General features: G+C 59.2%; 34 protein-coding genes. 4 read left to right on the forward strand and 30 right to left on the reverse strand.

Features of this window, described 5'->3' with window-relative positions:
• Window positions 1-635: 635 nt before the first annotated feature.
• From P1U55_RS04355 to P1U55_RS04395, 9 genes are all read right to left on the reverse strand, one after another.
• A complete protein-coding gene (locus P1U55_RS04355) occupies window positions 636-2,198 on the reverse strand; it encodes an ABC transporter permease subunit (RefSeq protein ID WP_301046279.1) in 1,563 nt (520 codons plus the stop codon).
• A 143-nt stretch (window positions 2,199-2,341) separates the two neighbouring features.
• Window positions 2,342-3,361 (reverse strand): amino acid ABC transporter substrate-binding protein, encoded by a 1,020-nt coding sequence (locus P1U55_RS04360; protein WP_301046280.1) that lies wholly within the window; start codon window positions 3,359-3,361, stop codon window positions 2,342-2,344.
• A 244-nt stretch (window positions 3,362-3,605) separates the two neighbouring features.
• A complete protein-coding gene (locus P1U55_RS04365) occupies window positions 3,606-4,322 on the reverse strand; it encodes an ATP12 family chaperone protein (protein WP_301046281.1) in 717 nt (238 codons plus the stop codon).
• Between the two features lie 3 nt (window positions 4,323-4,325).
• A complete protein-coding gene (locus tag P1U55_RS04370; RefSeq protein ID WP_301046282.1) occupies window positions 4,326-5,003 on the reverse strand; it encodes an HAD-IA family hydrolase in 678 nt (225 codons plus the stop codon).
• Entirely contained in the window at window positions 5,000-6,040 is a 1,041-nt protein-coding gene (locus P1U55_RS04375) for an RluA family pseudouridine synthase (RefSeq protein ID WP_301046283.1), read from the reverse strand. The genes P1U55_RS04370 and P1U55_RS04375 overlap by 4 nt, the downstream gene beginning before the upstream one ends.
• The gene (gene crcB / locus P1U55_RS04380; protein WP_301046284.1) at window positions 6,037-6,414 is read right to left on the reverse strand and encodes a fluoride efflux transporter CrcB; all 378 of its coding nucleotides are present in this window, start codon (window positions 6,412-6,414) and stop codon (window positions 6,037-6,039) included. The genes P1U55_RS04375 and crcB overlap by 4 nt, the downstream gene beginning before the upstream one ends.
• 47 nt (window positions 6,415-6,461) lie before the next feature.
• Window positions 6,462-7,775, reverse strand: coding sequence for a replication-associated recombination protein A (locus P1U55_RS04385; protein ID WP_301046285.1), 1,314 nt, complete (start codon window positions 7,773-7,775; stop codon window positions 6,462-6,464).
• Between the two features lie 139 nt (window positions 7,776-7,914).
• Window positions 7,915-8,502, reverse strand: a complete 588-nt coding sequence (locus tag P1U55_RS04390; protein ID WP_301046286.1) for an acyl-homoserine-lactone synthase — start codon at window positions 8,500-8,502, stop codon at window positions 7,915-7,917.
• 70 nt (window positions 8,503-8,572) lie between these two features.
• Window positions 8,573-9,184: an autoinducer binding domain-containing protein gene (locus P1U55_RS04395; RefSeq protein ID WP_301046287.1), complete on the reverse strand. Its 612-nt coding sequence runs from the start codon at window positions 9,182-9,184 to the stop codon at window positions 8,573-8,575.
• Window positions 9,185-9,263: 79 nt separating this feature from the next.
• Between P1U55_RS04395 and P1U55_RS04400 the strand changes: the two genes are divergently transcribed.
• A complete protein-coding gene (locus P1U55_RS04400) occupies window positions 9,264-9,434 on the forward strand; it encodes a hypothetical protein (RefSeq protein ID WP_301046288.1) in 171 nt (56 codons plus the stop codon).
• Window positions 9,435-9,542: 108 nt separating this feature from the next.
• Here the strand turns inward: P1U55_RS04400 and rplQ are convergent, their stop codons facing one another.
• The 7 genes from rplQ to rplO form a co-directional block, all read right to left on the reverse strand.
• Window positions 9,543-9,962, reverse strand: coding sequence for a 50S ribosomal protein L17 (gene rplQ, locus P1U55_RS04405; RefSeq protein ID WP_301046289.1), 420 nt, complete (start codon window positions 9,960-9,962; stop codon window positions 9,543-9,545).
• A gap of 131 nt (window positions 9,963-10,093) precedes the next feature.
• Entirely contained in the window at window positions 10,094-11,110 is a 1,017-nt protein-coding gene (locus P1U55_RS04410) for a DNA-directed RNA polymerase subunit alpha (RefSeq protein ID WP_301046290.1), read from the reverse strand.
• Window positions 11,111-11,222: 112 nt separating this feature from the next.
• Window positions 11,223-11,612: a 30S ribosomal protein S11 gene (gene rpsK, locus P1U55_RS04415; RefSeq protein ID WP_301046291.1), complete on the reverse strand. Its 390-nt coding sequence runs from the start codon at window positions 11,610-11,612 to the stop codon at window positions 11,223-11,225.
• Window positions 11,613-11,627: 15 nt separating this feature from the next.
• On the reverse strand, window positions 11,628-11,996 hold the full coding sequence (rpsM, locus tag P1U55_RS04420; protein WP_301046292.1) for a 30S ribosomal protein S13: 369 nt from the start codon (window positions 11,994-11,996) through the stop codon (window positions 11,628-11,630).
• Window positions 11,997-12,475: 479 nt separating this feature from the next.
• On the reverse strand, window positions 12,476-13,120 hold the full coding sequence (locus P1U55_RS04425) for an adenylate kinase (RefSeq protein WP_301046293.1): 645 nt from the start codon (window positions 13,118-13,120) through the stop codon (window positions 12,476-12,478).
• Window positions 13,117-14,493, reverse strand: coding sequence for a preprotein translocase subunit SecY (secY, locus tag P1U55_RS04430; protein ID WP_301046294.1), 1,377 nt, complete (start codon window positions 14,491-14,493; stop codon window positions 13,117-13,119). Before secY ends, P1U55_RS04425 begins: the two co-directional genes overlap by 4 nt.
• A 106-nt stretch (window positions 14,494-14,599) precedes the next feature.
• Complete coding sequence (gene rplO / locus P1U55_RS04435; RefSeq protein ID WP_301046295.1) at window positions 14,600-15,073, reverse strand: 50S ribosomal protein L15; 474 nt, start codon at window positions 15,071-15,073, stop codon at window positions 14,600-14,602.
• A 515-nt stretch (window positions 15,074-15,588) separates the two neighbouring features.
• Between rplO and P1U55_RS04440 the strand changes: the two genes are divergently transcribed.
• Entirely contained in the window at window positions 15,589-16,776 is a 1,188-nt protein-coding gene (locus tag P1U55_RS04440; RefSeq protein WP_301046296.1) for an ammonium transporter, read from the forward strand.
• A 234-nt stretch (window positions 16,777-17,010) separates the two neighbouring features.
• Here the strand turns inward: P1U55_RS04440 and P1U55_RS04445 are convergent, their stop codons facing one another.
• The 13 genes from P1U55_RS04445 to rpmC all read right to left on the reverse strand — a co-directional run bounded on the left by P1U55_RS04445 (window position 17,011) and on the right by rpmC (window position 23,042).
• On the reverse strand, window positions 17,011-17,790 hold the full coding sequence (locus tag P1U55_RS04445; RefSeq protein WP_301046297.1) for an MBL fold metallo-hydrolase: 780 nt from the start codon (window positions 17,788-17,790) through the stop codon (window positions 17,011-17,013).
• Window positions 17,791-18,021: 231 nt separating this feature from the next.
• Window positions 18,022-18,249, reverse strand: a complete 228-nt coding sequence (locus tag P1U55_RS04450) for a hypothetical protein (RefSeq protein ID WP_301046298.1) — start codon at window positions 18,247-18,249, stop codon at window positions 18,022-18,024.
• A 490-nt stretch (window positions 18,250-18,739) separates the two neighbouring features.
• Window positions 18,740-18,928, reverse strand: coding sequence for a 50S ribosomal protein L30 (gene rpmD, locus P1U55_RS04455; protein WP_301046299.1), 189 nt, complete (start codon window positions 18,926-18,928; stop codon window positions 18,740-18,742).
• A 12-nt stretch (window positions 18,929-18,940) separates the two neighbouring features.
• Window positions 18,941-19,528, reverse strand: coding sequence for a 30S ribosomal protein S5 (rpsE, locus tag P1U55_RS04460; RefSeq protein WP_301046300.1), 588 nt, complete (start codon window positions 19,526-19,528; stop codon window positions 18,941-18,943).
• 124 nt (window positions 19,529-19,652) lie between these two features.
• Window positions 19,653-20,012, reverse strand: a complete 360-nt coding sequence (gene rplR, locus P1U55_RS04465) for a 50S ribosomal protein L18 (protein ID WP_301046301.1) — start codon at window positions 20,010-20,012, stop codon at window positions 19,653-19,655.
• A gap of 11 nt (window positions 20,013-20,023) precedes the next feature.
• Window positions 20,024-20,557, reverse strand: a complete 534-nt coding sequence (rplF, locus tag P1U55_RS04470; protein ID WP_301046303.1) for a 50S ribosomal protein L6 — start codon at window positions 20,555-20,557, stop codon at window positions 20,024-20,026.
• A gap of 13 nt (window positions 20,558-20,570) precedes the next feature.
• Window positions 20,571-20,960, reverse strand: a complete 390-nt coding sequence (gene rpsH / locus P1U55_RS04475) for a 30S ribosomal protein S8 (RefSeq protein ID WP_301046304.1) — start codon at window positions 20,958-20,960, stop codon at window positions 20,571-20,573.
• Window positions 20,961-20,974: 14 nt separating this feature from the next.
• A complete protein-coding gene (gene rpsN / locus P1U55_RS04480) occupies window positions 20,975-21,280 on the reverse strand; it encodes a 30S ribosomal protein S14 (RefSeq protein ID WP_301046305.1) in 306 nt (101 codons plus the stop codon).
• Between the two features lie 15 nt (window positions 21,281-21,295).
• Complete coding sequence (rplE, locus tag P1U55_RS04485; RefSeq protein WP_301046307.1) at window positions 21,296-21,859, reverse strand: 50S ribosomal protein L5; 564 nt, start codon at window positions 21,857-21,859, stop codon at window positions 21,296-21,298.
• Window positions 21,852-22,163 carry a 50S ribosomal protein L24 gene (rplX, locus tag P1U55_RS04490; protein ID WP_301046308.1) on the reverse strand — a complete coding sequence of 104 codons (312 nt, stop codon included), beginning with the start codon at window positions 22,161-22,163 and terminating at the stop codon, window positions 21,852-21,854. The genes rplE and rplX overlap by 8 nt, the downstream gene beginning before the upstream one ends.
• Window position 22,164: 1 nt before the next feature.
• Window positions 22,165-22,533: a 50S ribosomal protein L14 gene (rplN, locus tag P1U55_RS04495; protein ID WP_301046309.1), complete on the reverse strand. Its 369-nt coding sequence runs from the start codon at window positions 22,531-22,533 to the stop codon at window positions 22,165-22,167.
• Window positions 22,534-22,610: 77 nt separating this feature from the next.
• On the reverse strand, window positions 22,611-22,841 hold the full coding sequence (gene rpsQ / locus P1U55_RS04500; RefSeq protein WP_301046310.1) for a 30S ribosomal protein S17: 231 nt from the start codon (window positions 22,839-22,841) through the stop codon (window positions 22,611-22,613).
• Window positions 22,842-22,844: 3 nt separating this feature from the next.
• Window positions 22,845-23,042 (reverse strand): 50S ribosomal protein L29, encoded by a 198-nt coding sequence (rpmC, locus tag P1U55_RS04505; protein WP_301046311.1) that lies wholly within the window; start codon window positions 23,040-23,042, stop codon window positions 22,845-22,847.
• A 394-nt stretch (window positions 23,043-23,436) separates the two neighbouring features.
• On the opposite strand from rpmC, the gene P1U55_RS04510 reads away from it, so the two are divergent.
• Both P1U55_RS04510 and P1U55_RS04515 read left to right on the forward strand, forming a co-directional pair.
• Window positions 23,437-23,613, forward strand: a complete 177-nt coding sequence (locus P1U55_RS04510; protein ID WP_301046312.1) for a hypothetical protein — start codon at window positions 23,437-23,439, stop codon at window positions 23,611-23,613.
• Between the two features lie 53 nt (window positions 23,614-23,666).
• Window positions 23,667-24,287 (forward strand): 2OG-Fe(II) oxygenase family protein, encoded by a 621-nt coding sequence (locus P1U55_RS04515; RefSeq protein ID WP_301046313.1) that lies wholly within the window; start codon window positions 23,667-23,669, stop codon window positions 24,285-24,287.
• A 122-nt stretch (window positions 24,288-24,409) separates the two neighbouring features.
• Here the strand turns inward: P1U55_RS04515 and P1U55_RS04520 are convergent, their stop codons facing one another.
• Window positions 24,410-24,805: a hypothetical protein gene (locus P1U55_RS04520; protein WP_301046314.1), complete on the reverse strand. Its 396-nt coding sequence runs from the start codon at window positions 24,803-24,805 to the stop codon at window positions 24,410-24,412.

A 24,805-nucleotide genomic window follows, 5' to 3' on the forward strand; every position in this document is an offset into this window, starting at 1 on the left:
AAATCGCTCCGGTGGCCCAGGTAAACCAGAACACTGCAAAGAGCACCCCGGCGATAATACCGAACAGAGGGGACGAAAACCTGCCCACCAGTTTGTAGACAAAGACCGACAGCATGACGCCGGCTATCACCAGAAGCGGAACCCAAACAGCCCCGCCCCAGAGCAGCCAGGGGAAGACCACCGGGTAGACGGCGGTGAACCAGACAAGCTTGCGCGGGAGCCGGGTAAACAGCACTGGCGCGATGGCCACGCCAAGAAGGGCCAGCGCGAGTAACGGACGCCAGTAGAGGTCTGACGGATAGAAACCGGCCAGGAGCTGGACCCAACGGTCGCGGATCACGCCCCAACAGGCCCCGCCGAAATGCCCGCCGTCACGGCCCAATTCACGCAGTATGCCCTGACACTCATAGAGTGAGGCCGCCTGCCATGTTGGGCTAATAAACCAGGGCAGCAGCATCCACAGCACATAGGCCACGAAAACGGTGCAGAGGATGGTGACGATGGTGTTGAACGGGCCGGTGAAGAGGTTCTTCTTGCCCCAGCCCAGAATTCCCACGGTCGAGAGCGGCGGTTCGCGTTGCTCCAGCATGGTGTCGCGCACATAGGCGACGGTATCAGCGTGCAGATTGCTCATCTTACCTCTCCACCAGTTTGACGCGGTTGTTGTACCAGTTCATCCCCGCAGAGATCGAAAGCGAGATGAGGAGGTAGATCAGCATCCCGATCATCAGCGTCTCCAGCTCTTTGCCGGTCTGGTTGAGGGTGATGCCCATCAGGGTTCCGGTAAGGTCCATGTAGCCAACGGCAATGGCCAGAGAGCTGTTTTTGGTGAGGTTCAGATATTGCGAGATCAGCGGCGGGATGATGACCCGGAGCGCCTGTGGCAGCACCACCAGTGACATGATCCGCTTGGGCCGCAGCCCGAGCGCGCTGGCCGCCTCGGTTTGCCCCGCAGAGATTGCAAGGATGCCTGCGCGCACAATCTCGGCGATAAAGGCGGCCGTGTAGAGCGACAGTGCCAGCCAGAGGGCGAGCAGAGAGTTGCGCAGCACGGTCCCACCCTCGAAACGCGGAATGCCCGTTTCGGTAATACGCGGATACTCGACCCGCACGGCATTGCCCTCGGAAAAGTCGTCGGCAAGCACGGTGAGCTTGGTACCGTCGCGCATCTCCTCGGAGAGCGCTGCGAGGGTGGCACTGGCACTGGATTGATCGACCACCAACACATCACAGCGGCCTCGGATGAAATTGCGCCGCGCGGCGTCTTTGCTGAAGTAGTCCTGCCGGCGGTACTTTATTTCGGCGGCTTCGAGGAACTGGCGCGCGGCAAGGCTGCTCGCAGAGCCAGAAGGATAGCAGAGATCGAACGAGCCGAGTTCTTCTGCAGCCACGGCGGCGGTGACGGGCTGATCAAGGCCAGCGGCGATCATCACCTGAGTGTTGGAGCGGCTGAGCGCGGACAGGCCGAGGAACACAACGCAGACCGGCACCACCAGCGTAACCAGCGAGATCAGCCCGGTCTTGGGCAGCCTACCCGTGTTGGCCTGCACCTTGAGCGCCCGCTTGCGGATGTAGATCACCGCTGCGACGCAGACAAGAAACACCAGCAACAAAAGCCAAGCGTATGGTGTGGCCATCAGGCGCGGAATGAAGATGCCCTGATTGGCGAAGGCGGTGCTGCCAAACAGCGACATCGTAGCCTCGCCTGACTTAAAGTCGCGCGGGCTGGGCAGGGTTTCGATCAGGATGGCCATGGCAAACACGATCCACAACAGCACCGGCACGTTGCGGAACATCTCGACGTAGATCGTCATCAAGCGAGCAACGAGCCAGTTGTTGGAAAGCCTCGCCACGCCGACGATCACGCCGATAATGGTTGCGGTAATGCAGCCCAGAAAGGCCACCAAGAGTGTGTTCAGCAGGCCAATGACAGCGGCACGCAGGTGGCTGTGCTGGTTGTTATAGTCCAACAGCGTTTGGTTGATGTCATAGCCAGCTGGCTCTTCAAGGAAGTCAAAGCTGACGTCCTTGCCCAATTCGTTCAGGTTCTGGATGGTGTTGCTGACGAGAAAGCCGATCAGGATCAGGAACCCGATGAGCGCCACCACCTGAATCGTCATCGATCGGTAGCGGGTGTCGTAGATCAGCATCGACAGGCGGAATCCGGCCTTGGGCGGTTCGCTGACTGTGGTTGCCATATAGGCGCTCCCCCGAGCTATGATGCCGCACCTCTCCCTGCTGCGAGGTTCACCCCGCTAGCCTCCGGTCCGGCTATTATCAGTTGATTTTGTCCCCGAATGGCGAAGGGGCGCAGCCAGCGCCGCGCCCCTTGCAGATGTATTTACCGGAACGGCGGAGCGTAGATCAGGCCACCTTCGGTGTACTGGGCGTTGAGCCCGCGTGCGAGGCCGATCGGCGTGCTCTCACCGATGTTGGCCGCGAAGACTTCGCCGTAGTTACCAACGTTTTCGATGATTTTCTTGGCGAAATCAGCGTCGAGGCCGAGCATCTCACCAAGGTTGCCTTCGGTGCCGAGCAGGCGGTTCACTTCCGGGTTGTCACCGGCAGTGGCCGACATCTCACCAACGTTAGCGGAGGTCACGCCATATTCTTCAGCGGCAACCATCGCGTAGAAGGACCAGCGGACAACATCGCCCCACTCATCGTCGCCATGGCGCACGAGCGGACCAAGCGGCTCTTTCGAGATGATCTCGGGAAGGATCACGTGATCAGCCGCGTTTTCGAAGGTCGAGCGTGTGGCGGCAAGGCCGGAAGCGTCGGTGGTGTAAACGTCGCAAGCGCCAGCAAGATACTGCTGCTGTGCTTCGGAGTTGGTTTCAATCGGAACCGGCTCATAGCTCAGGTTGTTGACCCGGAAGAAATCAGCAAGGTTCAGCTCGGTGGTGGTGCCTGTCTGGATGCAGACAGTCGCGCCATCAAGTTCCTTGGCCGACGAAACGCCCAGCTCTTTGGGAACCATAAAGCCCTGACCGTCATAGTAGTTCACGCCGATAAAGGTGAACTTCAGGTCAACGTCACGCGAGAACGTCCAGGTGGTGTTACGGGCCAGCACGTCGATCTCGCCGGATGCCAGCGCGGTGAAGCGCGTCTTGCCGGTGGTTGGCACGAATTCAACGGCCATAGGGTCGCCCAGAACGGCAGTAGCAACTGCGCGGCACACAGCCACGTCGAAGCCTTCCCATTCGCCCGAGGCGTTGGGCGCGGCAAAGCCGGGCACACCGGTCGCCACGCCGCAGTTCAGCGTGCCGCGCGCCTTCACGTCGTCCAGCGTTGCAGCGGCCGACGCGGTGGCAGCAAGGCCAGCCACGGTCAGCGCGCTAAAGAATACGGATTTTTTCATGTATACCTCTTCCTGATCTTCCCATGCCGTTGTTCACACGGCTCTATGGGGGCCCGGCTAGAATGCCGGAGTGAATGGTGGTGCCCGATTTTTCGTCGCACCGACCGAATAAGCGCAAGTTGGCCAAAATCACGGGAAGAGGTCAAGGGCGGTCACAGGCAATTCCCCAGAGGAAAAGGGTTTTTTGCCCAAATAGTGAGCAACAGCTTCGTCAATTCCCTTATCACGGTCGCAGAAAAGAGAATCACCTCTCCCCGGCGGCCAACCGATTAAAGCGCGCGGCGTGCAGAAAATGCCCCCGTTTACGCTGCGCCACCTTCTCGGCTTCCTCATCATCGCCCCACTGCTCGATCTGCCAAAGCTCGTCCACCCGGCTGGCTTGCCAAAGGGCTTCGGGGTCTGCCTCTCCGCGCAAAGCCGCAAGCCCCATCACCAGGCTGCCGGAAAGTGAGGTCAGATCATGCAGCGCGGTCAGCGTGAACGGGTCAACGGCGGCCACATGCGATCTCAGGGCGGCAACCGAGTTGGCCGGTTGGGCAACATGCATCACGCCGGTTGTGGCCAGCATAGGCGCACTCAGGGTTTCAGCGGCATAGGTCAGCCAAGGATCCCACGCCTCGGCCTGCGCTGCCACCAAGGCTTCCGGAGCCTCGGCGCGATAACAAATCAGATCAGTTTCGCCATAGGCGGCCACGATCTCAGCGACCTCTTCGAATTGGGGAGCAACCCGATCAATTGCCGAATTGACGGAGCGCGTCACTGGCATGGTGACAGGGTTTACCCTGCCGTCCTGCGCATCCCACTCCGCCGCCACGGCTTCGGCCATTTCGCGTGAGGGCGTCACCAATGCAGCCTTGGCCGGGGTTTTTACCGGTTTACCGTCAAGGAGAACGGCATAACCACCGTTGGCCTCGCTGACGCCGGCCTCTTTCCAAAACCGTGTTGGTGCCCATTCTGCCATCGTCTAACCTCCGGTTGCCCGCTGGATGGCCGCTGGCAATGCAGCAGGGCTCGTAACGATCTCGCCAGCGCCCGCAGCCTCAAGCTCTGTCACCGGGTGATAGCCCCAGTTTACCCCAATCGTTCCCACGCCCGCCGCGCGACCCATCTCAATATCATAGCTGGTGTCACCTATGATCACCGCTTGCGCAGCCTCAGCCCCCGTATCGCGCAAAACCCTTGCAATCATTGAGGGATGCGGCTTGGAGGGATGGTCATCTGCCACTTGGGTGGACAGGAAAAACCTCTCCATCCCGGCCGATTCCAGTAGTGCGTCCAGGCCCCGGCGTGATTTCCCGGTGGCGATGCACAGTAGATTTTCCGGCACCTGCGCCAGTTCGTCCAGAAGCTCCCGCATTCCGGGGTAGAAATGTGCATGCCCTGCCCCCGCGGCCTTGCGCCGCGCCACATAGGCCGCCTTGTAACCTTCGACCATCTGCACCAATTCGTTGCCGCTCGCCTCCGGGCAAAGCCGCGCCATGGCCGAATCGAGCGAGAGGCCGACGATTGACAGCACCGCTTCCCGGTGCGGCGCTTCCCGGCCCACCACCGCAAACCCGGCCTCCATGCAGGCCAAGATGTCAGCCTGGCTGTCTACTAGCGTGCCGTCCACGTCAAAGATGATGCAGCGTAATTTGCTCATGTCAGCGCGTCGAATGGATCATCCTTGGCAAGGTCCGGTGACCAACCAAAGGTTTCGAAGGTTTGCGCCATGTGCTCAGGCAGGGGCGCGGTCACGGTGACAGATTTGCGCGTGACCGGGTGCTCAAAGGTGATCGAACGGGCATGCAGGTGCAGCTTCCCCGAGATGATCCCACCCATTTTGGCGCCCCAACCGTCACCCATGTTTTCCTGCGCCGAGCCGCCATATTTACCATCACCCACGATCGGGTGGCCGATCTCGGCCATATGGGCGCGCAACTGGTGGGTGCGCCCGGTGATCGGCTCCATCGCCACCCAAGCAGCGCGCGAGGCCACACGGTACAGTGTGGCATATTGGGTGATCGCTCGTTTCGCATCGGGCGTGGCCTTCATCTCATCAGGGTGAATACAGCGCATTTTCTCGCCCGCTCCCGCACCACCGCCCGGAGCTTTGACCAGCGCATATTTGATCTCACCAAGGTAGGGAACCGGCACGCCTGCAACGACAGCCCAGTAGATCTTGCGCGTTTCACGGTGGCGGATCGCAGCGGTAAGGTCGGCGGCAATTTTGCGGCTCCGGGCAAGAAGCAGCACGCCGGATGTGTCCTTATCGAGCCGGTGTACCAACCGCGGCCTGTCATCCAGACCAAACTTCAGAGCCTCTGCCAACCCATCCACATGGCGGGTTTGCTTGCTGCCCCCTTGCGTTGGCAGGCCAGGTGGTTTGTTGATCGCGATGATGTGGTCATCTTTCCAGATCACAGCATCCTGAATGAGCTTGGTATCGGCGTTTGAAACCGTCGCCGCTTTCGTTGGTTCAGGCGCAGCCCCTTCGGGGAGCGGCGGAATACGCACCTCCTGGCCCTCCTCCAAACGGGTCGAGCCTTTCACACGGCCCCCATCCACCCGAATTTCGCCCTTGCGGCACATCTTTTCGATCCGCCCCTGCGGCACATGCGGAAAGATCCGGCGAAACCACCGATCAAGCCGCTGACCGGCATCATCGGCCCCAACAGGCAACATTTGAACCCGGCTCATGCGAATACCCCGCGAGAAATGAGAAGCCCGGCGAAGAGCGCCAGAACCGAAAGGCACACCGAGCCCAAAACGTAAATCGCGGCCTGCCCCATGGCACCCCGCTCGAACAAGGTGATCGTATCAAGCGAGAAGGCCGAAAAGGTGGTGAACCCGCCCAAAAGCCCGGTCATTACAAAGGGAGCCAAGTGCTGCCCGCCTTTGTTGGCAACGAAGCCGGCAAAGAGCCCCATCGCAAGCGATCCAACGATATTTACCGTAAGCGTCGCCCACGGAAAACCCGGCCCCATAGCGCGGATTGCGGCCACGCCGGAGAGGTAACGCAACGAGGCGCCGATAGCCCCGCCAAGGGCAACTTGTGCAAGCGTTGAAATCATGTGGCCGTGTCGCGCGGGGGCGGCGGAGAGTCAAGCGCAGGCGCGCTTCACCCCTTGTTTCGTTTGGCTCGCAATGCTGCAAACCACTCCACCCGTTTCTTCAACTCGCGTTCGAAACCACGTTCAACCGGTTGGTAAAGAACCGGCCGCTTCATCCCGTCCGGAAAGTAATTCTGGCCGGAAAAGCCGTCTTCTGCGTCATGGTCATAGGCATAGCCAGCGCCATACCCTTGTTCGCCCATCAGCTTGGTGGGTGCGTTGAGGATGTGCTTGGGCGGCGGCTCCGAGCCGGTCTTCTTTGCCGCCCCCTTGGCCGCCTTGTAGGCCACATAAACCGCGTTCGATTTGGGCGCGAGGGCTATGTAGGTCAACGCCTGTGCCAGCGCCAACTCGCCCTCCGGCGAGCCAAGACGTTCGTAAACCTCCCAAGCGTGCAGGCAGTGGGTTTGCGCGTTCGGGTCCGCAAGGCCAATGTCTTCGACCGCCATCCTTGTGATCCGACGGGCCAAAAAGCGTGGATCTTCGCCACCCTCCAGCATCCGTGCAAACCAGTAAAGCGCTGCATCCGGGTCAGAGCCTCGCACCGATTTATGGAGCGCCGAGATCAGATTGTAGTGGCTGTCGCCAGACTTGTCGTATTGCGCCGCCCGCCGTTGCAGCCGTGTGGCCAAATCCTTCGGCCCCAGTTTCTCTGCTGCGTTCCACCCCGCCACCTGCTCAACAAGGTTCAGCAAGGCGCGGCCATCGCCATCAGCCATGCCCAGCAGGCTCTCCCTCGCCTCGCCAGTCAGTGGAAGCGCGCGCTCCAGCTCCTGTTCGGCGCGCTGCAAAAGCCGCTCCAGGGCCCGTCCATCCAACCGGTTGAGCACCAGCACCTGCGAGCGAGACAGGATAGCAGCGTTAAGCTCAAAGCTCGGGTTCTCTGTTGTCGCCCCCACCAGCACGATGGTGCCGTCTTCCATATGCGGCAAGAACCCATCCTGCTGCGCTTTGTTGAAGCGATGAATCTCATCGACAAATAGCAGCGTCCCCTGTCCGTTGGCCCGCCGGTGCTTTGCCGCCTCAAAAACCTTTCGAAGCTCTGGGACACCAGTAAAGATCGCACTGATCTGCACGAAGGCCAGATCGGTCTCATGGGCCAGAAGCCGCGCGATCGTCGTCTTGCCGACCCCCGGCGGCCCCCAAAGAATCAGTGATGAAAGGCTGCCGCCCGCAAGCATCGCTCCCAGTGGAGCCTCCTCGCCAAGCAAGTGCTCTTGCCCAATCACCTCGGCCAGCGTTTGCGGACGAAGTCGGTCTGCCAAAGGGCGGGGCGCATCAGCGGCAGGAACCGCGGCGGCACTGTCAAAAAGGTCAGCCATTACGCAAATCTAGAGCTTGCTTCGGGTATGGGAAATCCCTCACCCGGCATTGAAGCCCGATTTAACGAGCGTATGGCAAAATAATTGTTTGTCCGGGCCAAGGCACACCCCCGCCCCGGACGATTTTAATCAAAGGCGATCAATTCAGGTTGTCCTTAAGGTCGATCGAAACCACTTGGCTTTTTTCGCCCGCGATCTCCATCACCGGGCCTGCAGCCGATGCCTTGAGGCCGCAACGCGGCGCCCAACGCGGCCAGTTGGCCGGGATCAGGCCCAGCACTTCGGACGCGCCCAAATCCCGCGCCGCACGAGTCATCTCCATGATCAGATAGGCATGCACACGGCGACGGATGTTCATTGGCGTCGTGTGGCTCACAAAAACCCGGCTCGATTCCCAGATCGAGTCACTGATCGGGGCCTCGTAGTCGAGCAAATCAGCCGGGATCGAATCGAGCAAATGCCGTTGTGCATCCCGGATCATGTAGGAATAGATACCGCAATGCGCGGTAGTTGGGGTAAGCCGAATGCCGGCGAGTATTTCGCCTTTGTCATGCACGGCAACCCAACGGCTCGCGGGGGTGTCATACTGGTCGTACTCCATTCCCATGGCTTCGGGCAGATTCCAGTTGTTCTGCACAATGAACGACTGGCGACGCGCACGAAACAAATTGGCAAAAAGCTCACCGTGGTTGTGGAGGTTCGCGAAAGAGAGTGTGGTGGTTTGCATGGTCTTTCTCCTGCTTGCTTGGGTGGTGGGTTAAAAAGCAAACCCTGCGCTTAGCAGGAGAACCGGCACTCTAAAGCAGTCTGTATTCCTTGGCGCGTTGAAGCGCCTCAGCCGTGGTTCGGGCACGAAGCCGTTCCCTTGCGGCGGTGAGGCGGGCCTTCAAAGCACTTTCAGAAATATTAAGTTTGGCGGCTGCGGCAGTGTGACGATCCCCTGCCGCAATCAAGCGCAAGGCATCTATCTGTGCCTGGGTGAGACTCTCCGGAGGCTCTGTCAGGTCATGCAGCCTGCGGATGATGGTCGCGATTGCCACGATCTCATCCGCTTCAAATTCTCGGTCTGCTCGTGCTGCGCCTGCAATCGTGCGGGATGAAATCGGACCGCAGGAAACCTGCACCCCGTACTTCAAGCCAAATTCCGCGGCTTCTTCAAGAATACCGAACGGATCCGGCAACTCGATTTCACTCCACCGCGTTTCCCCTTCTGTAGAGAAGCCCCAGGCGATCATCGGGTCACGCAGGGCATATGCCTGCGCGGTGTAATGATCAGTCCATGCCGTGTCATACGTCTGGAACACCTGAAGCGGAGAGGCGAAACGGATGTGGAATCCCCCGAAATACCCACGGGGGGCCAGCTTCCCTAGCGCATCAAGCTCCTTGGCGATCCTCTGTTTGTCAGACATGTCTTTTTAGACAAGTTGCTTACAGGGCAGTCAACCTTAAATTGAGCTAAACCGAGCAGCCTGCAAGGGAGCGTTTTCTGTGCTTAAGATTAAACCCGAGACATTTGCCCAACTGATGCAGCTACCTGTGGTGCAGCGGTCGGATCTCCTTGAATTCATAGGCTCAACGCCAGTCGCAGATCGTGTTGTTTTGCAGATCATCGAGAAGATGGCAGCAGGGGAAATGCCCGGCGTCTCCCGCGCCGCCTAAAACGTGCCTGTGACGTTGCGGCAGTTGCCGCGTCTAACGGCGCGTGAAGGAAAAAGGCCCGCTCCATAACGGAGCGGGCCTTTTTGATTCTCACATCTGAAGCAACGATCAGCTTTCGGCTGCGTCTTCCTCTGCAACGCGCGTTTTATCGGCAGCGCCTTTCGCGTCTACGTCGCGATCAACCAGTTCGATGATGGCCATTGGGGCCATGTCACCGTAGCGGAAGCCAGCTTTCAGCACACGGGTGTAACCCCCCGAACGCTCGGCGTAGCGCGGGCCGAGAACTTCGAAAAGTTTAGCAACGTGTTGGTCCTGCTTGAGGCGTGAAGCGGCCTGACGGCGCGCGTGCAGGTCGCCGCGCTTACCGAGGGTGACCATCTTGTCCATGATCCGCTTCAGCTCTTTGGCCTTGGGCAGAGTCGTTTTGATTTGTTCGTGCTCAATGAGCGAGCCGGCCATGTTGGCAAAGAGCGCTTTACGGTGCTCATGTGTGCGATTCAGGCGGCGGTATCCGCGGGCGTGACGCATGTATCTTCTCCAATTTGGGTGCCCTCTACGGGCGGTTTTTGCTTTGTCTGGCCCGCGTGCGTAGCGCAGGCTCTCCTTGGGGCATCATGCCCAGTCGTATGCGGGGCGCGCCAAGGCGCACCCCACTGTTCTTAGAACTGGTCTTCGAACTTCTTGGCCAGATCTTCGATGTTCTCTGGCGGCCATTCTTCGACATCCATGCCGAGATGCAGACCCATGCCCGAAAGCACTTCCTTGATCTCGTTCAGCGACTTGCGGCCAAAGTTCGGCGTGCGGAGCATTTCGGCTTCGGTCTTCTGGATCAAATCGCCAATGTAGACGATGTTGTCGTTCTTCAGGCAGTTTGCAGAGCGCACCGAAAGCTCCAACTCATCCACTTTCTTCAGCAGAAGCGGGTTGAACTCTAGGCCATCGTCTTCTTCCTGACGGCCAGCAGCTTCCGGCTCATCGAAGTTCACAAAGATGGACAACTGGTCCTGAAGGATGCGGGCGGCATAGGCCACCGCATCATCGGGAGTGACGGACCCATCGGTTTCTAGCTTCAGCGTCAGCTTGTCATAGTCCAGCACCTGGCCCTCACGGGTCGGCTGCACATCGTAAGACACCTTTTTGACCGGCGAGTAGATCGCATCAATCGGCATCAGGCCAATCGGGGCATCTTCCGGGCGGTTCTTTTCAGCCGAGACATAGCCCTTGCCGGTGTTGACCGTCAGCTCCACGTAAAGATCGGCACCATCGTCAAGATGGCAGATCACGTGGTCCTTGTTGAGGATCTCGATGCCAGCGCTTTCCGAGATGTCACCAGCGGTGACAACGCCTGGGCCTTTGGCCGAGATGGACAGGCGCTTCGGCCCATCAACTTCCATGCGAATCGCGACGCCTTTGAGGTTCAGCACCACGTCGGTCACGTCCTCACGGACACCGGCAATGGAGGAAAACTCGTGCAGGACGTTGTCGATCTGAACGCTGGTGATTGCGGCGCCTTGCAGCGACGACATCAGCACGCGGCGTAGCGCGTTGCCAAGCGTCAGGCCAAAGCCCCGCTCCAGTGGTTCTGCCACAACAGTGGCTTGACGTGCTGGGTCATTGCCCGGCTTCACGTCAAGCTGCGTGGGTTTGATCAGTTCCTGCCAGTTCTTGTGGATCATGTTCTTGTCGCCTCCATACCAGTTCGCGGCTCATGTCCAAGGCTGCGAACGCCCGAGGATAAAATGACCAACCGGGGGGCCTTGGAGGGCACCCCGGTGAATTTCGTGAAATTTAAACCCGGCGGCGCTTCGGCGGGCGGCAACCGTTGTGGGCCATCGGCGTCACATCACGGATCGAGGTGATGTTGAAACCAACGGCAGCCAAGGCGCGCAACGCGCTTTCACGGCCGGAGCCGGGGCCTTGCACTTCCACTTCCAGAGTCTTCACACCGTGGTCCTGCGCCTTGCGGCCTGCGTCCTCTGCAGCCATCTGGGCGGCGTAGGGCGTGGATTTCCGCGAGCCCTTGAAGCCCATGGTGCCAGCCGACGACCATGCAATGGCGTTGCCCTGCACGTCGGAAATCAGGATTTTGGTGTTGTTGAACGAAGAGTTCACATGAGCAACGCCGGCGGCGATGTTCTTGGAGACCTTCTTCTTGGTGCGTTTGGTATCGCGTGCCATCTGATCAGCCCTCCCTTACTTCTTCTTGCCGGCAATGGCCTTTGCGGGGCCTTTGCGGGTGCGTGCGTTGGTGTGGGTGCGCTGCCCGCGCACCGGGAGGTTGCGACGGTGGCGCAAGCCACGGTAGCAGCCAAGGTCCATCAAACGCTTGACGTTCATCTGAACTTCGCGGCGCAGGTCGCCCTCAACGGTGAAGTTGGCGTCGATGTGCTCACGAACGGCGAGAACTTCGGCGTCGGAAAGCTCATTTACACGGCGGGTCAGGTCAATGCCGACGGCCTCGCAGATTTTGCGGGCGCTATCGTCGCCAATGCCGTGGATATAGGTCAGCGCAATCGGAACGCGCTTTGCGGTCGGGATGTTAACCCCAGCGATACGGGCCAAAATGGTAGTCCTTCTACGTTGCGGGTCCGTGGTTCCAGACCCTTTTTTCACAACGGAAGCCCGGACCTATTGGCGCCGGGCTGCGTCATTTCGAGGTTGTTTGCGGCGTTCCGGGGGCGACCCGTTAACCACAAATTGATTCCCTTTCAGGATGGGCCTGTTTAGGGGGGGATTTGGAGGGCGTCAAGAGCAGTTCGTTCCCTCTTTTTCTCCAAAATGATCCCTCTGAATAAAGATCTCGCCGCTGCCCCGATACCCATTGCCGCGACCAATGCGCGGAACGATAATATGCTTAGGTCTGCGTCTATACTCTCGCAACGAATTTGGAGATAGCACGCCGTTTTCATACCTTTCCGAATTGCGCGAGTGCGGCGAACCGAAGAACCAACCTGAAGCGAGGAACACAAGAATGCCAACCACTCCGCTTGCAGAACGGCAGCGGCGTTGTCGTTTCTACTCAGTCAGTGGTGTCCTAGATCCTACCCCAAAGCGTCTTTGATCTCACCCGCAACAGCCTCTACGGAGCCAAGCCCGTTGACCGTTTTAAGGTCGCCCTTCGCATAGTAGTAACCGATCAGCGGGCTGGTCTGTTTGTAATAGGCCAGCAAACGGGTTTTCAGGCTTTCTTCGTTGTCGTCAGCACGGCGGGTCTGATTGGTGCTGCCACAGTTGCCGCATTTGCCGTCGGCGGGCCAAGGCTTGGTTTGATCATTGTAGACCTCGCCACAATCGCCACACGTCGAACGAGCGGTTATACGGGCAACAAGCGCTTCGTCGTCCACCTGCATTTCGATCACACAATCCAACGTCTGATTCATGTTATCCAGCAACGCGCCCAGCGCGTCGGCCTGAGCCAGCGTGCGCGGGAAGCCGTCAAAGATGAACCCGCCCGTGTGGGAAGTGTCTAGTAGCCGTTCGCGGATCAGACCGATCACGATTTCATCGGTCACAAGCTCACCACGCGCCATCACCTCGGCAACGCGCTTGCCCATTTCCGTGCCACTGTCCTTTGCCTCGCGCAGCATGTCGCCAGTCGATAGCTGGGTCATGCCCCGATCTTCGACCAACAAGCGGGCTTGCGTGCCTTTGCCCGCGCCTGGTGGTCCGAGAAGAATAATGTTCATCGGCGTGCTGCCCCCCTCCGGCTGCGGCCTCCACGCTTTTTGCCGCGCAGCTGTGACCGCTCAATAAGATTCTCGTATTGATGTGCCAACAAGTGTGACTGAACCTGCTGGATAAAGTCCATACCGACCGACACAACGATCAGGATCGAGGTGCCGCCAAAAAACGCCGTTACGCCTAGTCCGCTGCGCACCATCTCGGGCAGCAGGCAAACAAAGGCAAGATAGGCAGAGCCAAGCACAAGAACACGATTCACAACGTATTCCATGTATTCAGCGGTACGTTTGCCGGGGCGAATGCCGGGCACAAAGCCGTTCTGGTTTTTCAGGTTGTCGGCGACATCATCCACCTTGAAGCTCACGTTGTGCGTGTAGAAATAGGTGAAGAAGATGATCATTCCGGCGAATAGCGCAAAGTAGAGCGGTTGGCCGGGGCCCACATAGGCCAAAATCGTGCTCATCACACCGCCGGTTTGATTGCCCGAGAAAGTGCTGATCGTCGTCGGAAGCAGCAGCAGTGACGAGGCAAAGATCGCCGGGATCACGCCCGCCGGGTTCACCTTGATCGGCAAGTGGCTGGAGCCGCCGTCGTAAACCTTCATACCAACCTGACGGCGCGGGTATTGGATGTGTATCTTGCGCAGGCTGCGCTCCATGAACACAACAAACGTTAGCACTGCTAGCAGCATCACGATCATACCGAGCACGAGGCCCCAGTTCTGGGTGGCCTGACCTTGAGCAAAGAACTGCGCCAGCGCTGCGGGGGCTTCGGCAAGAATGCCCACGAAGATGATCAGCGAAATGCCGTTGCCGATACCGCGCGCTGTGATCTGCTCACCAAGCCACATCAGGAACATCGTGCCGCCTACAAGCGTCACAACGCAGGACGCAATGAAGAAAACGCCCGGATCGTTGACGAAGGGAACGCCATTCGCATCCCCATTCTGAAGCGACAGCGCTAGGCCATAGGCCTGGAACGTCGCCAACGCCACGGTGCCGTAGCGCGTGTATTGGTTGATCTTCTTGCGGCCTTGCTCGCCTTCTTTCTTCAGCTGCTCAAGCGCGGGCACCATGGCCGTCAACAGCTGCACGATGATCGAAGCCGAGATATAGGGCATGATGCCCAGAGCAAAAATCCCCATCCGGCTGATCGCGCCGCCGGTGAACATGTTGAGCATCCCACCAATGCCCGAGGCCGCATCGTCCATGAAAGACCGCAGCGCCGTGCCGTCGATCCCCGGAACCGGGATATAAGTGCCCAGCCGGTAAACGATCAAAAGCCCTATGGTGAAAAAAATCCGCTGCCGCAGTTCCGGGGCTTTGCCGATTGCGCCCCAGCTGAGGTTGGCGGCCATTTGCTCTGCTGCTGATGCCATTGGGTGATGCTCTTTTCTTTATGTCACTGCGCCGCCAGACCCAGCGGGCCGGCGGCGCTTGAAGTCATAGACCATGTAGGCGGGCACGCGGCCCGCCGCAAGCCGCTTACTCGGCCGCCTTCGCAGACGTGACCGTCAGCGAGCCGCCAGCTTTCTCCACGGCTTCGATCGCCGATTTGGAAGCGCCGGTTACGGCAAGTGCCACTTTCGAGGTCAACTCACCCTTGGCAAGGATGCGCACACCGTCGAGCTTCCTGCGCACCAAACCCGAGGCGACCAAGGCGTCCTCATCGATGTCGCTCTTCGCGTCGAGCTTCTTGGCGTCGATGAATTTCTGGATCAGGCCGAGGTTCACAACAGCAAACTGCTTGCGGTTCGGCTTGTTGAAGCCCCGCTTGGGCAGTCGCTGGTAAATCGGCATCTGGCCGCCCTCGTAGCCGTTGATAGCCACACCCGAGCGGGACTTTTGGCCCTTGATACCACGACCGGCGGTTTTACCCTTGCCAGAGCCAACGCCACGGCCAACGCGCTTTTTGTTGTGGGTCGAGCCGTCGGCTGGACGGAGTTCATTGAGTTTCATGTCGCTTCTCCTTGGCCGGACGCGCCCCCGAAGCGATATGGGCGGCCACGGCATGTCTTAGTTGATGAGCCGTCATCGACTCAGGGCCCATTTGGGCCACCGGGGGCGTATAAACGCGAGGGGGCTGGGGATCAAGAGGAATGCCAGCAACGCGAGCGGTCGCATTGCGATAGGGTTGGCACGGCGCTGGCCACGAAAGCGCATGGACGTGAAGTACAATCGGTCACGATATGGCAGCCAGCCTTCACGCACCGAAGCAGCCCATATCCACGCGCCAAATTCTGCCCTCCCGGCTCAGACGACGGCGGCGCATGGAAATCGGAACGGCTTTACTTGGGGCGCACCTGAACATTTCCGCGCCTAATTTTTGCCCAAATACCGCACAATCAGCCTATTTTTGGTGCAGTTCGCATATTGCTGTCGTTTTGGTCACTTTGGCTCATAGTCGCCTCTTTTCACCCCGCGCGACACCCTGTCTCTCACACCAGATCATAACGCGAGGGGGAGAAATACCGATGAATGGAGCAGATACCGCATGGATCATCGTCGCAACGGCGCTGGTCCTGTTGATGACGTTGCCGGGGCTGGCGCTGTTCTACGGCGGCCTCGTTCGGGCGCGCAACGTGCTCAGCGTCTTCATGCATTGCTTTTCCATCGCCTGCCTGATGAGCGTGCTGTGGCTCGTCGCTGGCTATTCCATAGCTTTTGGGGAAGCCACGAGCTGGTGGGGCGGCTTTGACAAGATGTTCTTGCTCGGGGTCACCGGTGAAACCCCCTCCTCTGTTGCCCCCAACTTACCCGAAGTGCTTTTCTTTGCCTTCCAGATGACCTTCGCCATCATCACCCCTGCGCTGATCGTCGGGGCCTATGTGGAGCGGATCGGTTTTGGCTTTGTCATGCTTTTTTCGGGCCTGTGGATGCTGCTCTGCTACGCACCCGTTGTGCATTGGGTCTGGGGCGGCGGTTTCTTGGCTGATGGTGGCATCTTCGGAGATACCGGGGTGAGGGATTTCGCCGGTGGCATCGTGGTGCATGAAACAGCCGGGATTGCCGCGCTGCTCGTTGCCGTGGTGCTGGGGCGTCGAAAGGACAACTCCAAGCCACCGCACAACCCCGGCTATGTGGTGATCGGAGCCTCGCTGCTTTGGGTTGGCTGGTTTGGCTTCAACGGCGGCTCCCAGCTTGCCGCCGATGGTGGGGCCGCCATGGCGCTTACCGTCACCCACCTTTCCGCCGCCACCGCCACCCTCACATGGGCCATGTGGGAAAAAATAAAATACGGCCGCGCCAGTGTGGTTGGCGCAGTCACCGGCACAATTGCCGGCCTTGCGTCCATCACCCCTGCGTCGGGCTACGTTGGCCCCATCGAGGCGCTGATTATCGGCGGCGTCGCGGGCATCATCTGCCAAGAAATGGTAAACCTGATCCGCAACAAGGCCCACATCGACGACACGCTTGATGTTATGGCCGTTCATGGGGTTGGGGGTGTCTTTGGCACCATTATGATCGCCGTATTCGGCGCGGGTACCTGGGTGGCCCAACTCGGCTCCCTAGTCATTGTGGGCGTGTTTACCACCGTTGTCACATTGGTTCTGATCTATGCCGTCCGCCTTGTCACGCCGCTGCGGGTTGACGAAGAAATAGAGTTCAATGGGCTTGATCTCGCGGTCCACGGAGAAAGCGCTTACGACCACAACTCCTGAACCAGTCAACCGATCAAACAGGAGTGCCCCGGCCATCAGGTTCGGGGCACTTTTTACACCACCCTCAGAGAATGAGGCGGTCATCCCTGTTGAGCCAGTGCCAGCCCAGTTAGCCCCCATATCGCCGGTTTTGGAGGCCGATCCCTCAGCACTGCGCCTCCATCTTATGGCTGTGCATTTCTTTTACCAATAGTTCCGCACGAGGATCACCTCGCGCGGAGCACTGGGTCGTTTTCAGCTTTTCGGCGGCTCGTCGTACCAAGCACTCATCTTCACTTCAGCGGCACCGCCCACCATATTGGCAAACTCAGCCGGATCCTGGCTGCCACCATCGCGCCCGCGGTAATGGTAGGGATAAACGTAGCTCGGGCCAATTTCTTTCACAGCGGAAGCGGCGGCTGAAGCATCCATTGTGAAGGGCAGGTTCATGCACAAGAACGCAAGGTCAATGTCCCTAAGCGCCCGCATCTCCGGCGTGTCTTCGGTATCGCCCGAGATATAGGTGCGGAAACCGTCGAGGCTCAGCACATAGCCATTGTCGCGCCCCTCGGGGTGAAACTGCTTGCGCTCTTCCGTGATGTTATAGGCCGGGATGGCGTCAATGGCGACGCCGTTCCATGTTGTGCTCTCGCCGTTGGCCAGTGCCTCGTCGGGCTTCATGTCATCAGGCAGCTTTTCGGCCACCGCCGGATTGGTGATGAGATGCGCTTCGCCTTTCAATGCCGCCAGCGTTTCTACGTTGAAGTGATCGCCGTGCTCATGGGTCACGAGGATCAGATCCGCCTTGGGGAAGCCGGAATAGATCGCCGGGTCGCCCACCGGGTCGACATAGATAACGCCTGCGGGCGTTTCCATTACAAAGGAAGCGTGTGCAACCGGATGTACGGTGATCGGCCCTCCCTCAGCCTCGAATACATCCGAGGCATGGCCCTCCGCTCGGGCCGCATAGGGTAGGATGGTGATCGCGCCTGCGGCGGCGGCTGTGGCTAGGAAGGTGCGTCGTGTATGGGCCATGGTTGTCATCTCTCCTGCTGCTGTTTCAGGGGAGATAGGGCGGAAAAGTGCCCCGCCAATAGCTCACGGCGCTTTACGGCTTGGGTGCGGTCTGGCGCATGTAATCGGCCCGAGGCGGGCAAACTTGGTCATCGCGTTCTCTCATGAGGGAGTGGCGAGCGCCCGGATAGGCTGTTGCCCACCCCATCACCACAGTTGAAAGCACATTTCCGCAACGCAGTTAACGCCCGGCTAGAACAAATCGTTGTCCGCTACAACCGTGCCTTCGTGGCAGGAAATCCCCCGGCGCTCCAACTCGTTCACGACAGCACGCTGCTCGGCGGCATTGTCGGTTTGCTCGATCCCCGCCTCGAGTCGGCAAAGATACTGTGCAGGATAGTCCTGCACGGCCCCGGCACCCCGGTCGGTACAGGCAGCGGTGGCAAGCAAAACAGTGGTGATGACAAGTTGACGTTTCATGACTGTATTTGCCCCAATGCTTCGGCAGACCACAATAGCAAATTACCGGGAGATGAGACCCTAAAGAACACGATCAAAAAACCGATGGCCATTCACAAGGTCCTCCAACACCCTCTCAGCATTCCTATTGATTTAACCAGCGAAGCCATTAACCTTGGTTAATGTTTCGTTAACGTTTCGTTGGTCGCATTAAGGAATTACCATGAACCCTCTCGCCGTCACCGCACTTATCGCTCTTGCGCTCGCCCCGATTTCACTAGGTGCACTGCCGACACCTCAATTCGTGGTGATAACCGTCACTGCTGAAACTCAACATGGTGGCGGCTGCCGAAAAGACTCTCCTCGCGGCCAGTGCTGTCATGCAGGATCGAAACCCTATCATTGCCACTGACATCCAAACGCTCTGGGTGAGTTCGAACGAAGAACACCCCGGCCATCTCTGACCGGGGTGATCCATTTTTCTACCTGGTGGGCTTACCCCACCAATGCCTTAGCCGCGCTCTTCGACAATCTCGACGAGGTGCGAGATCTTGGCGACCATGCCGCGGATCGAGGGAGTGTCCTCAAGTTCGCGGGTCTTGTGCATCTTGTTCAGGCCCAGGCCGATCAGCGTCTGGCGCTGTTTGGCGGGGCGGCGGATCGGAGAGCCGATCTGCTTGACGACGATGGTTTTTGCCATTGGTCCAGTTCCTTACGCTTCTGCCGCTTCGGTAGCGGGTGCCTCTGCGGCGGCGGGGGCGTCATCCTTTTTGAGGATATCGGCCACCTTCTTACCACGACGCTGCGCCACCATGCGGGGGCTCGACTCTTTGGTCAGACCGTTCAGCGTGGCGCGGATCATGTTGTAGGGGTTCTGCGAGCCAATCGACTTGGCAACCACGTCCTGAATGCCGAGCATCTCAAACACAGCACGCATCGGACCACCGGCAATGATACCAGTACCCGTGGGGGCAGTGCGCATCACCACACGGCCAGCGCCGTGACGGCCTTCCATGTCGTGGTGCAATGTGCGGCCTTCGCGAAGCGGCACGCGGATCATCTGACGCTTGGCTTGCTCGGTGGCCTTGCGGATGGCCTCGGGGACCTCCTTTGCCTTACCCTTGCCAAAGCCAACACGGCCCTTTTGGTCGCCAACGACGACAAGTGCGGCGAAGCCAAAGCGCTTACCGCCCTTAACAGTCTTCGAAACGCGGTTGATCGCAACCAGGCGATCGGCAAATTCCGGGGTCTCATCACGGTCGCGGCGCGGGCCACGGCGGTTTTTGTCACGTTCAGCCATTCACAGGCATCCTTTTGTCGGGCGGCGCAGTGCTCGGCGCCTTGTTTGTTGCGATCCAAGTGAGGCCCGTTTGGCCTCCCGGATCATCGAGAGGGCCACGCTTGGCGCGTGGCCCCCTGCACGATCAGATCTTCAGGCCACCTTCACGAGCGGCGTCGGCCAGGGCCTTCACCTTCCCGTGGAACAGGAAGCCACCACGGTCGAAGTATGCTTCTTCGACACCGGCTTTCTTGGCGCGTTCGGCAATCGCGGTGCCCACCTTAGCGGCGGCCTCCACGTTGTTTTTGCCCGTGATGCCAAGGTCCTTCTCCAGAGAGGAGGCCGAGGCGAGGGTCACGCCGTTCACATCGTCGATCAGCTGAGCGCTGATGTTTTTGTTGCTGCGGTGGATCGACAGCCGCATGCGGCCGGCGTTCACCTTGCGAAGCTTGTTCCGGACGCGCAAGCGGCGCTTCTGGAACAGTTGCAGTTTGCTGTTTGCCATCTGTCCGGTCCTTACTTCTTCTTGCCTTCCTTGCGGAAGATGAACTCGTCTTTGTACTTGATGCCTTTGCCCTTATAGGGTTCCGGCTTGCGCCATTCGCGGATGTTAGCCGCAACCTGGCCGACGAGTTGTGAATCAGAACCCTCAACGATGATCTCGGTCTGCTTGGGGCAGGTAACGGTCACACCCTGAGGGACTTCAAAGTTGACATCATGCGAGTAACCAAGCGCCAGCTTCAGGGTGTTGCCCTGCATCTGCGCCCGATAACCCACGCCGTTGATCTCCAGCTCCTTCTTGAAGCCGTCGGTGACGCCTTGCACGAGGTTGGCCACAACGGTGCGGCTCATGCCCCACTGCTGCCGCGCGCGCTTTGACGAACCGCGAGGAGAGATGGTGACGGCATTGTCTTCAACAACGAGCGTCACATCATCGGTGGCGGTGAAGCTCTGGGACCCTTTGGGGCCTTTCACTTCGATGGTCTGGCCGGAGATCGAAGCGGAGACACCGCTGGGAAGATCAACCGGACGTTTACCAATACGAGACATGTGTTTGGCCTCCTTAGAACACGGTGCAGAGGACCTCACCGCCAACATTGGCGGATCGGGCTGCTGCATCGGACATGACGCCACGGGAGGTAGACACGATCGACACGCCAAGGCCCTGACGGACCGAGGGAATGTCGTCCACGCCCATGTAAACCCGGCGGCCGGGTTTGGACACGCGTTTCAGATCGCGGATAACCGGGGTGCCTTCGTAGTACTTGAGGCTGATCTCGATTTCCGGGTGCTGAGTGCCTTCCACGGGCTCATAGCCGCGGATGTAGCCTTCATTGGTCAGCACATCGAGCACCCAAGCACGCAGCTTGGACGCCGGAGTGCGGACGGTGGACTTGCCACGCATCTGCGCATTGCGGATGCGGGTCAGCATATCGCCGAGAGGGTCGTTCATCACTCAGATCTCCCTTACCAGCTCGACTTGACCATGCCGGGAATCTGGCCCTGAGAGGCCAGATCCCGCAGCTTGATCCGCGACATTTTGAGTTTGCGATAATACGCACGAGGACGACCCGTGATCTGGCACCGGTTGTGCAGGCGCGTTGCCGACGAGTTGCGCGGCAGTTTTGCAAGCTTCAGGCGCGCCTTGAAGCGCTCTTCCATCGGCTGGCTCTCATCGTTTGCGATCTCTTTCAGAGCGGCGCGTTTGGCGGCATACTTCTCCACCAGCTTCTGGCGCTTACGCTCGCGTTCGATCATTGCTTTTTTAGCCATGTCTCTCCGCCTTTCTCAGCTGTTGAAGGGCATGTTGAAATGCTTCAACAGCGCCTTGGCTTCCGCGTCGTTCTTCGCGGTGGTGCAGATGATGATATCCATGCCCCAAACCTCATCGACCTTGTCGAACTCGATCTCGGGGAACACGATATGCTCTTTCAGGCCCATGGCGTAGTTGCCACGGCCGTCAAAGCTTTTGCCGGACACGCCGCGGAAGTCACGAACACGTGGCATTGCAACGGTGATCAGGCGGTCAAGGAATTCATACATCCGGTCGCCGCGCAGGGTCACCTTGGTGCCCAAAGGCATCTCTTCACGAACGCGGAAACCAGCGATCGATTTCTTCGCCGTGGTCACCATGGCCTGCTGACCGGAGATCCTGGTGAGGTCTTCCTGAGCCGATTTGGCTTTCTTGGAGTCTCGCACAGCCTCCGCACCACAACCGATGTTGAGCACGATCTTGTCCAGCCGAGGGATCTGCATGTCGTTGGAGTATTCAAACTCCTCCTTCATGGCAGCCTTGATGGTGTCGGCGAACAGCGCTTTCAGGCGCGGGGTGTAGTTTGCGGTATCAAGCATCGATCACATCCCCCGTGGACTTGGCGAAGCGAACTTTCTTGCCGTCCTGCTCCTTGAATCCAACCCGCGTGGCTTTGCCATTGGCATCCACAAACGACAGGTTGGAAAGGTCGATCGGCATCGCGGTCGGCACGCGGCCACCCTGGCTCGTCTGGGATTGGCGCTGGTGACGAACGGCTACGTTAAGCCCCTCGACCACAGCCTTCCCGGCCTTGGGGTCAACCGACTGGATCTCGCCAGTCTTGCCCTTGTCTTTACCGGCAAGCACGATAACCGTGTCACCCTTTTTCAGCTTCGCAGCCATCTTACAGCACCTCCGGGGCGAGCGAGATGATCTTCATGAAGTTCTTCGAGCGAAGCTCGCGAACGACTGGGCCGAAGATACGGGTCCCGACAGGCTCGTTGTTGTTGTTGAGAATGACGGCGGCGTTGCGATCAAAGCGGATCGCGGTGCCGTCTTCGCGGCGCACTTCCTTGGCGGTGCGAACGACCACGGCCTTGCGGACGTCGCCTTTCTTCACGCGGCCGCGCGGGATGGCTTCCTTAACGGAGACAACAATAACGTCGCCCACGCTTGCGTACTTACGCTTGGAACCACCCAGGACCTTGATGCACTGAACCCGGCGAGCGCCGGAGTTGTCAGCTACATCCAGATTGGTCTGCATCTGGATCATTTAGGTTTCTCCCGACCTATGGGGGCTGTTCTCGTTAGCTCCCCCAGGGTTTCGATAAAACCGAAAGGCCTTTTGGCTTACGCCTCCAGAACCTCCCAGCGTTTCGTCTTGGATTTCGGCGCACATTCCTGAATGCGAACCTGATCGCCCACCTTGAACGTATCGTTCTGGTCGTGGGCGCGGTACTTCTTCGATTTCCGAACCGTCTTGTGCAGCAGCGGGTGCTTGAAGCGACGCTCAACGCTAACGGTTACGGTCTGGCTGTTCTGGTCGCTGGTTACGACACCTGTAAGAATACGCTTGGGCATGTCTTACGCCTCCGCCTTGGCTTTTTCGTTGAGAATCGTCTTCACACGGGCAACGTCACGACGGACGACCCGCATGCGCGCGGTGTTTTCGATCTGGCCGCCAGCTTGCTGGAAGCGCAGGTTGAAAGCTTCTTTCTTGAGGTCAACAAGAGCATCGCGGAGCTGGTCCGGCGTCTTGTCACGCAGTTCCTGGGCGTTCATCGCCTATTCCTTCTTACAACAATCACCGGAGGGCCCCTTGTGGGTGACCCCTCGTCCGATGGAGTTCACATGGTGAAGTGCTGCCCTATAGGGGGGAATCAGAAGCGTGGCAAGGAGTTTGTTGCCCTACAAGGCCGCGCCGCTGCTCGCCTCTCGGTCCGGCGGTTTCGGTGACACCCGGTTTCCGCCCATCTGAGGCTGTAACACAGCCACTTGCGCCCCTCAAACACGCAGCCCCAACAGGCAGGTTCAAGGCCGGCGCAGCGGCGAGGGTATCGCTCTCGTCGCCAATACCGTCGACCATGCAGAAACTCTCAGCGTTGAAGATTTCACACCGGGCGAAGGCACCCTGATCGTTGAGATCAACCGCGATATCGTCAAGGGGAACCGCGATATGCTCTCCGCCGAAATCGTTTCCAGCGTGAAGTCCGTCGATGCCATTCCAACAGATATCTACAGCCTCGTGATGACCTTCGCCGCGACCGACGTGCAGCCCAATGTCACCGTTTCCGTTGGCCTTGGCACCCAGACTGGCGTCACGGCGGATGGTATCACCTTCATTCAATCCTGACGGCCTGAGAGCTCGCTCTTCCTTTGCCGCTGGCAGCACGGTATCACTCGGGCATGGCTGATATCTCCTCCCTCTTCGTGACCCGCCTCTACCGCGCCGCCCTCTCTGAGCACGGCCCCAAAGTTGACCCCGATGAGCTGGAAGCCTCCTGCTTCACCATCGCCGAAGATGACGAAGCGGGTCAGGACTGGTGCGAGCAAAACGGCTATCCCGGTTACACTTCCTATGCCTCACTGACTGACCTGCCATGGCGCTTCCCGATCTTTGCTGATCTGGTGAAGGCGCTTGATGCCCACGTCACCGCCTTCACCAAAGACCTTGAGTTCGATCTCGACGGGCGGGAGCTCAAGCTGGAAGACCTCTGGATCAACATCCTCCCCGAAGGCGGCACCCACGGTTCCCATATTCATCCCCACTCGGTGATCTCCGGCACCACCTACGTATCCATGCCCGCAGGCACCTCCGCGCTAAAACTGGAAGACCCCCGCTCCGCCCGCATGATGGCCGCCCCGGTCCGCGTCAAGGACTGCCGCGAAGAGATGAAACGCTTCGTCTCTGTCGCCCCCGCCGTGGGCGATGTGCTGCTCTGGGAAAGCTGGCTGCGCCACGAGGTTCCGATGAACATGGCCGAGGAAGAACGGGTTTCGGTGAGTTTCAACTATCGGTGGGAGTGAGGGCTGGTCCGCGCCTCGCGCGGCTTGATGGAGCGCGAGATGCGGACGTTGAGGTGAGTGAAATTCCCTAGAGCGGGGCTTGTCACGCCGCCCGAGGCATCATGCGTTTCTACCCATAGCGATCAGCCGAATGGGTCGTCGGTCATTCCGACGCCATCGTCTCGCTGGAACAAACCATAATAGCAGTCGGCCCCGACGATACGATCATCGTTCCAGACCGTGGACAGTGTGGCCTCGCAGAACAACGTCCCTTCGCGCGCACGATAAAAACGTTTGATGTAATCGCGCGGATACATCTCGATAAAGTCGCTCGCGGGCGCGAGCCGTGAGAAGCAACGGCCTAGTTCGGCCTTGTGGCCGCTCGCTAGATTCCCGGAATGCTCGGAGGCATAGCACCAGCGCGCCGGGCCTTCGATCCGGCGCAGGATTTCTGCCATTTCCTCGATTCTCGCTTCCGCCGATTGAGGCCAAGCGAACCGGTCGCTCAATAGGAGAGCTTGACCGCGTTCGATGAGCAC

The organism is Vannielia sp. (genome assembly GCF_029212645.1).
Lineage (GTDB): Bacteria > Pseudomonadota > Alphaproteobacteria > Rhodobacterales > Rhodobacteraceae > Vannielia.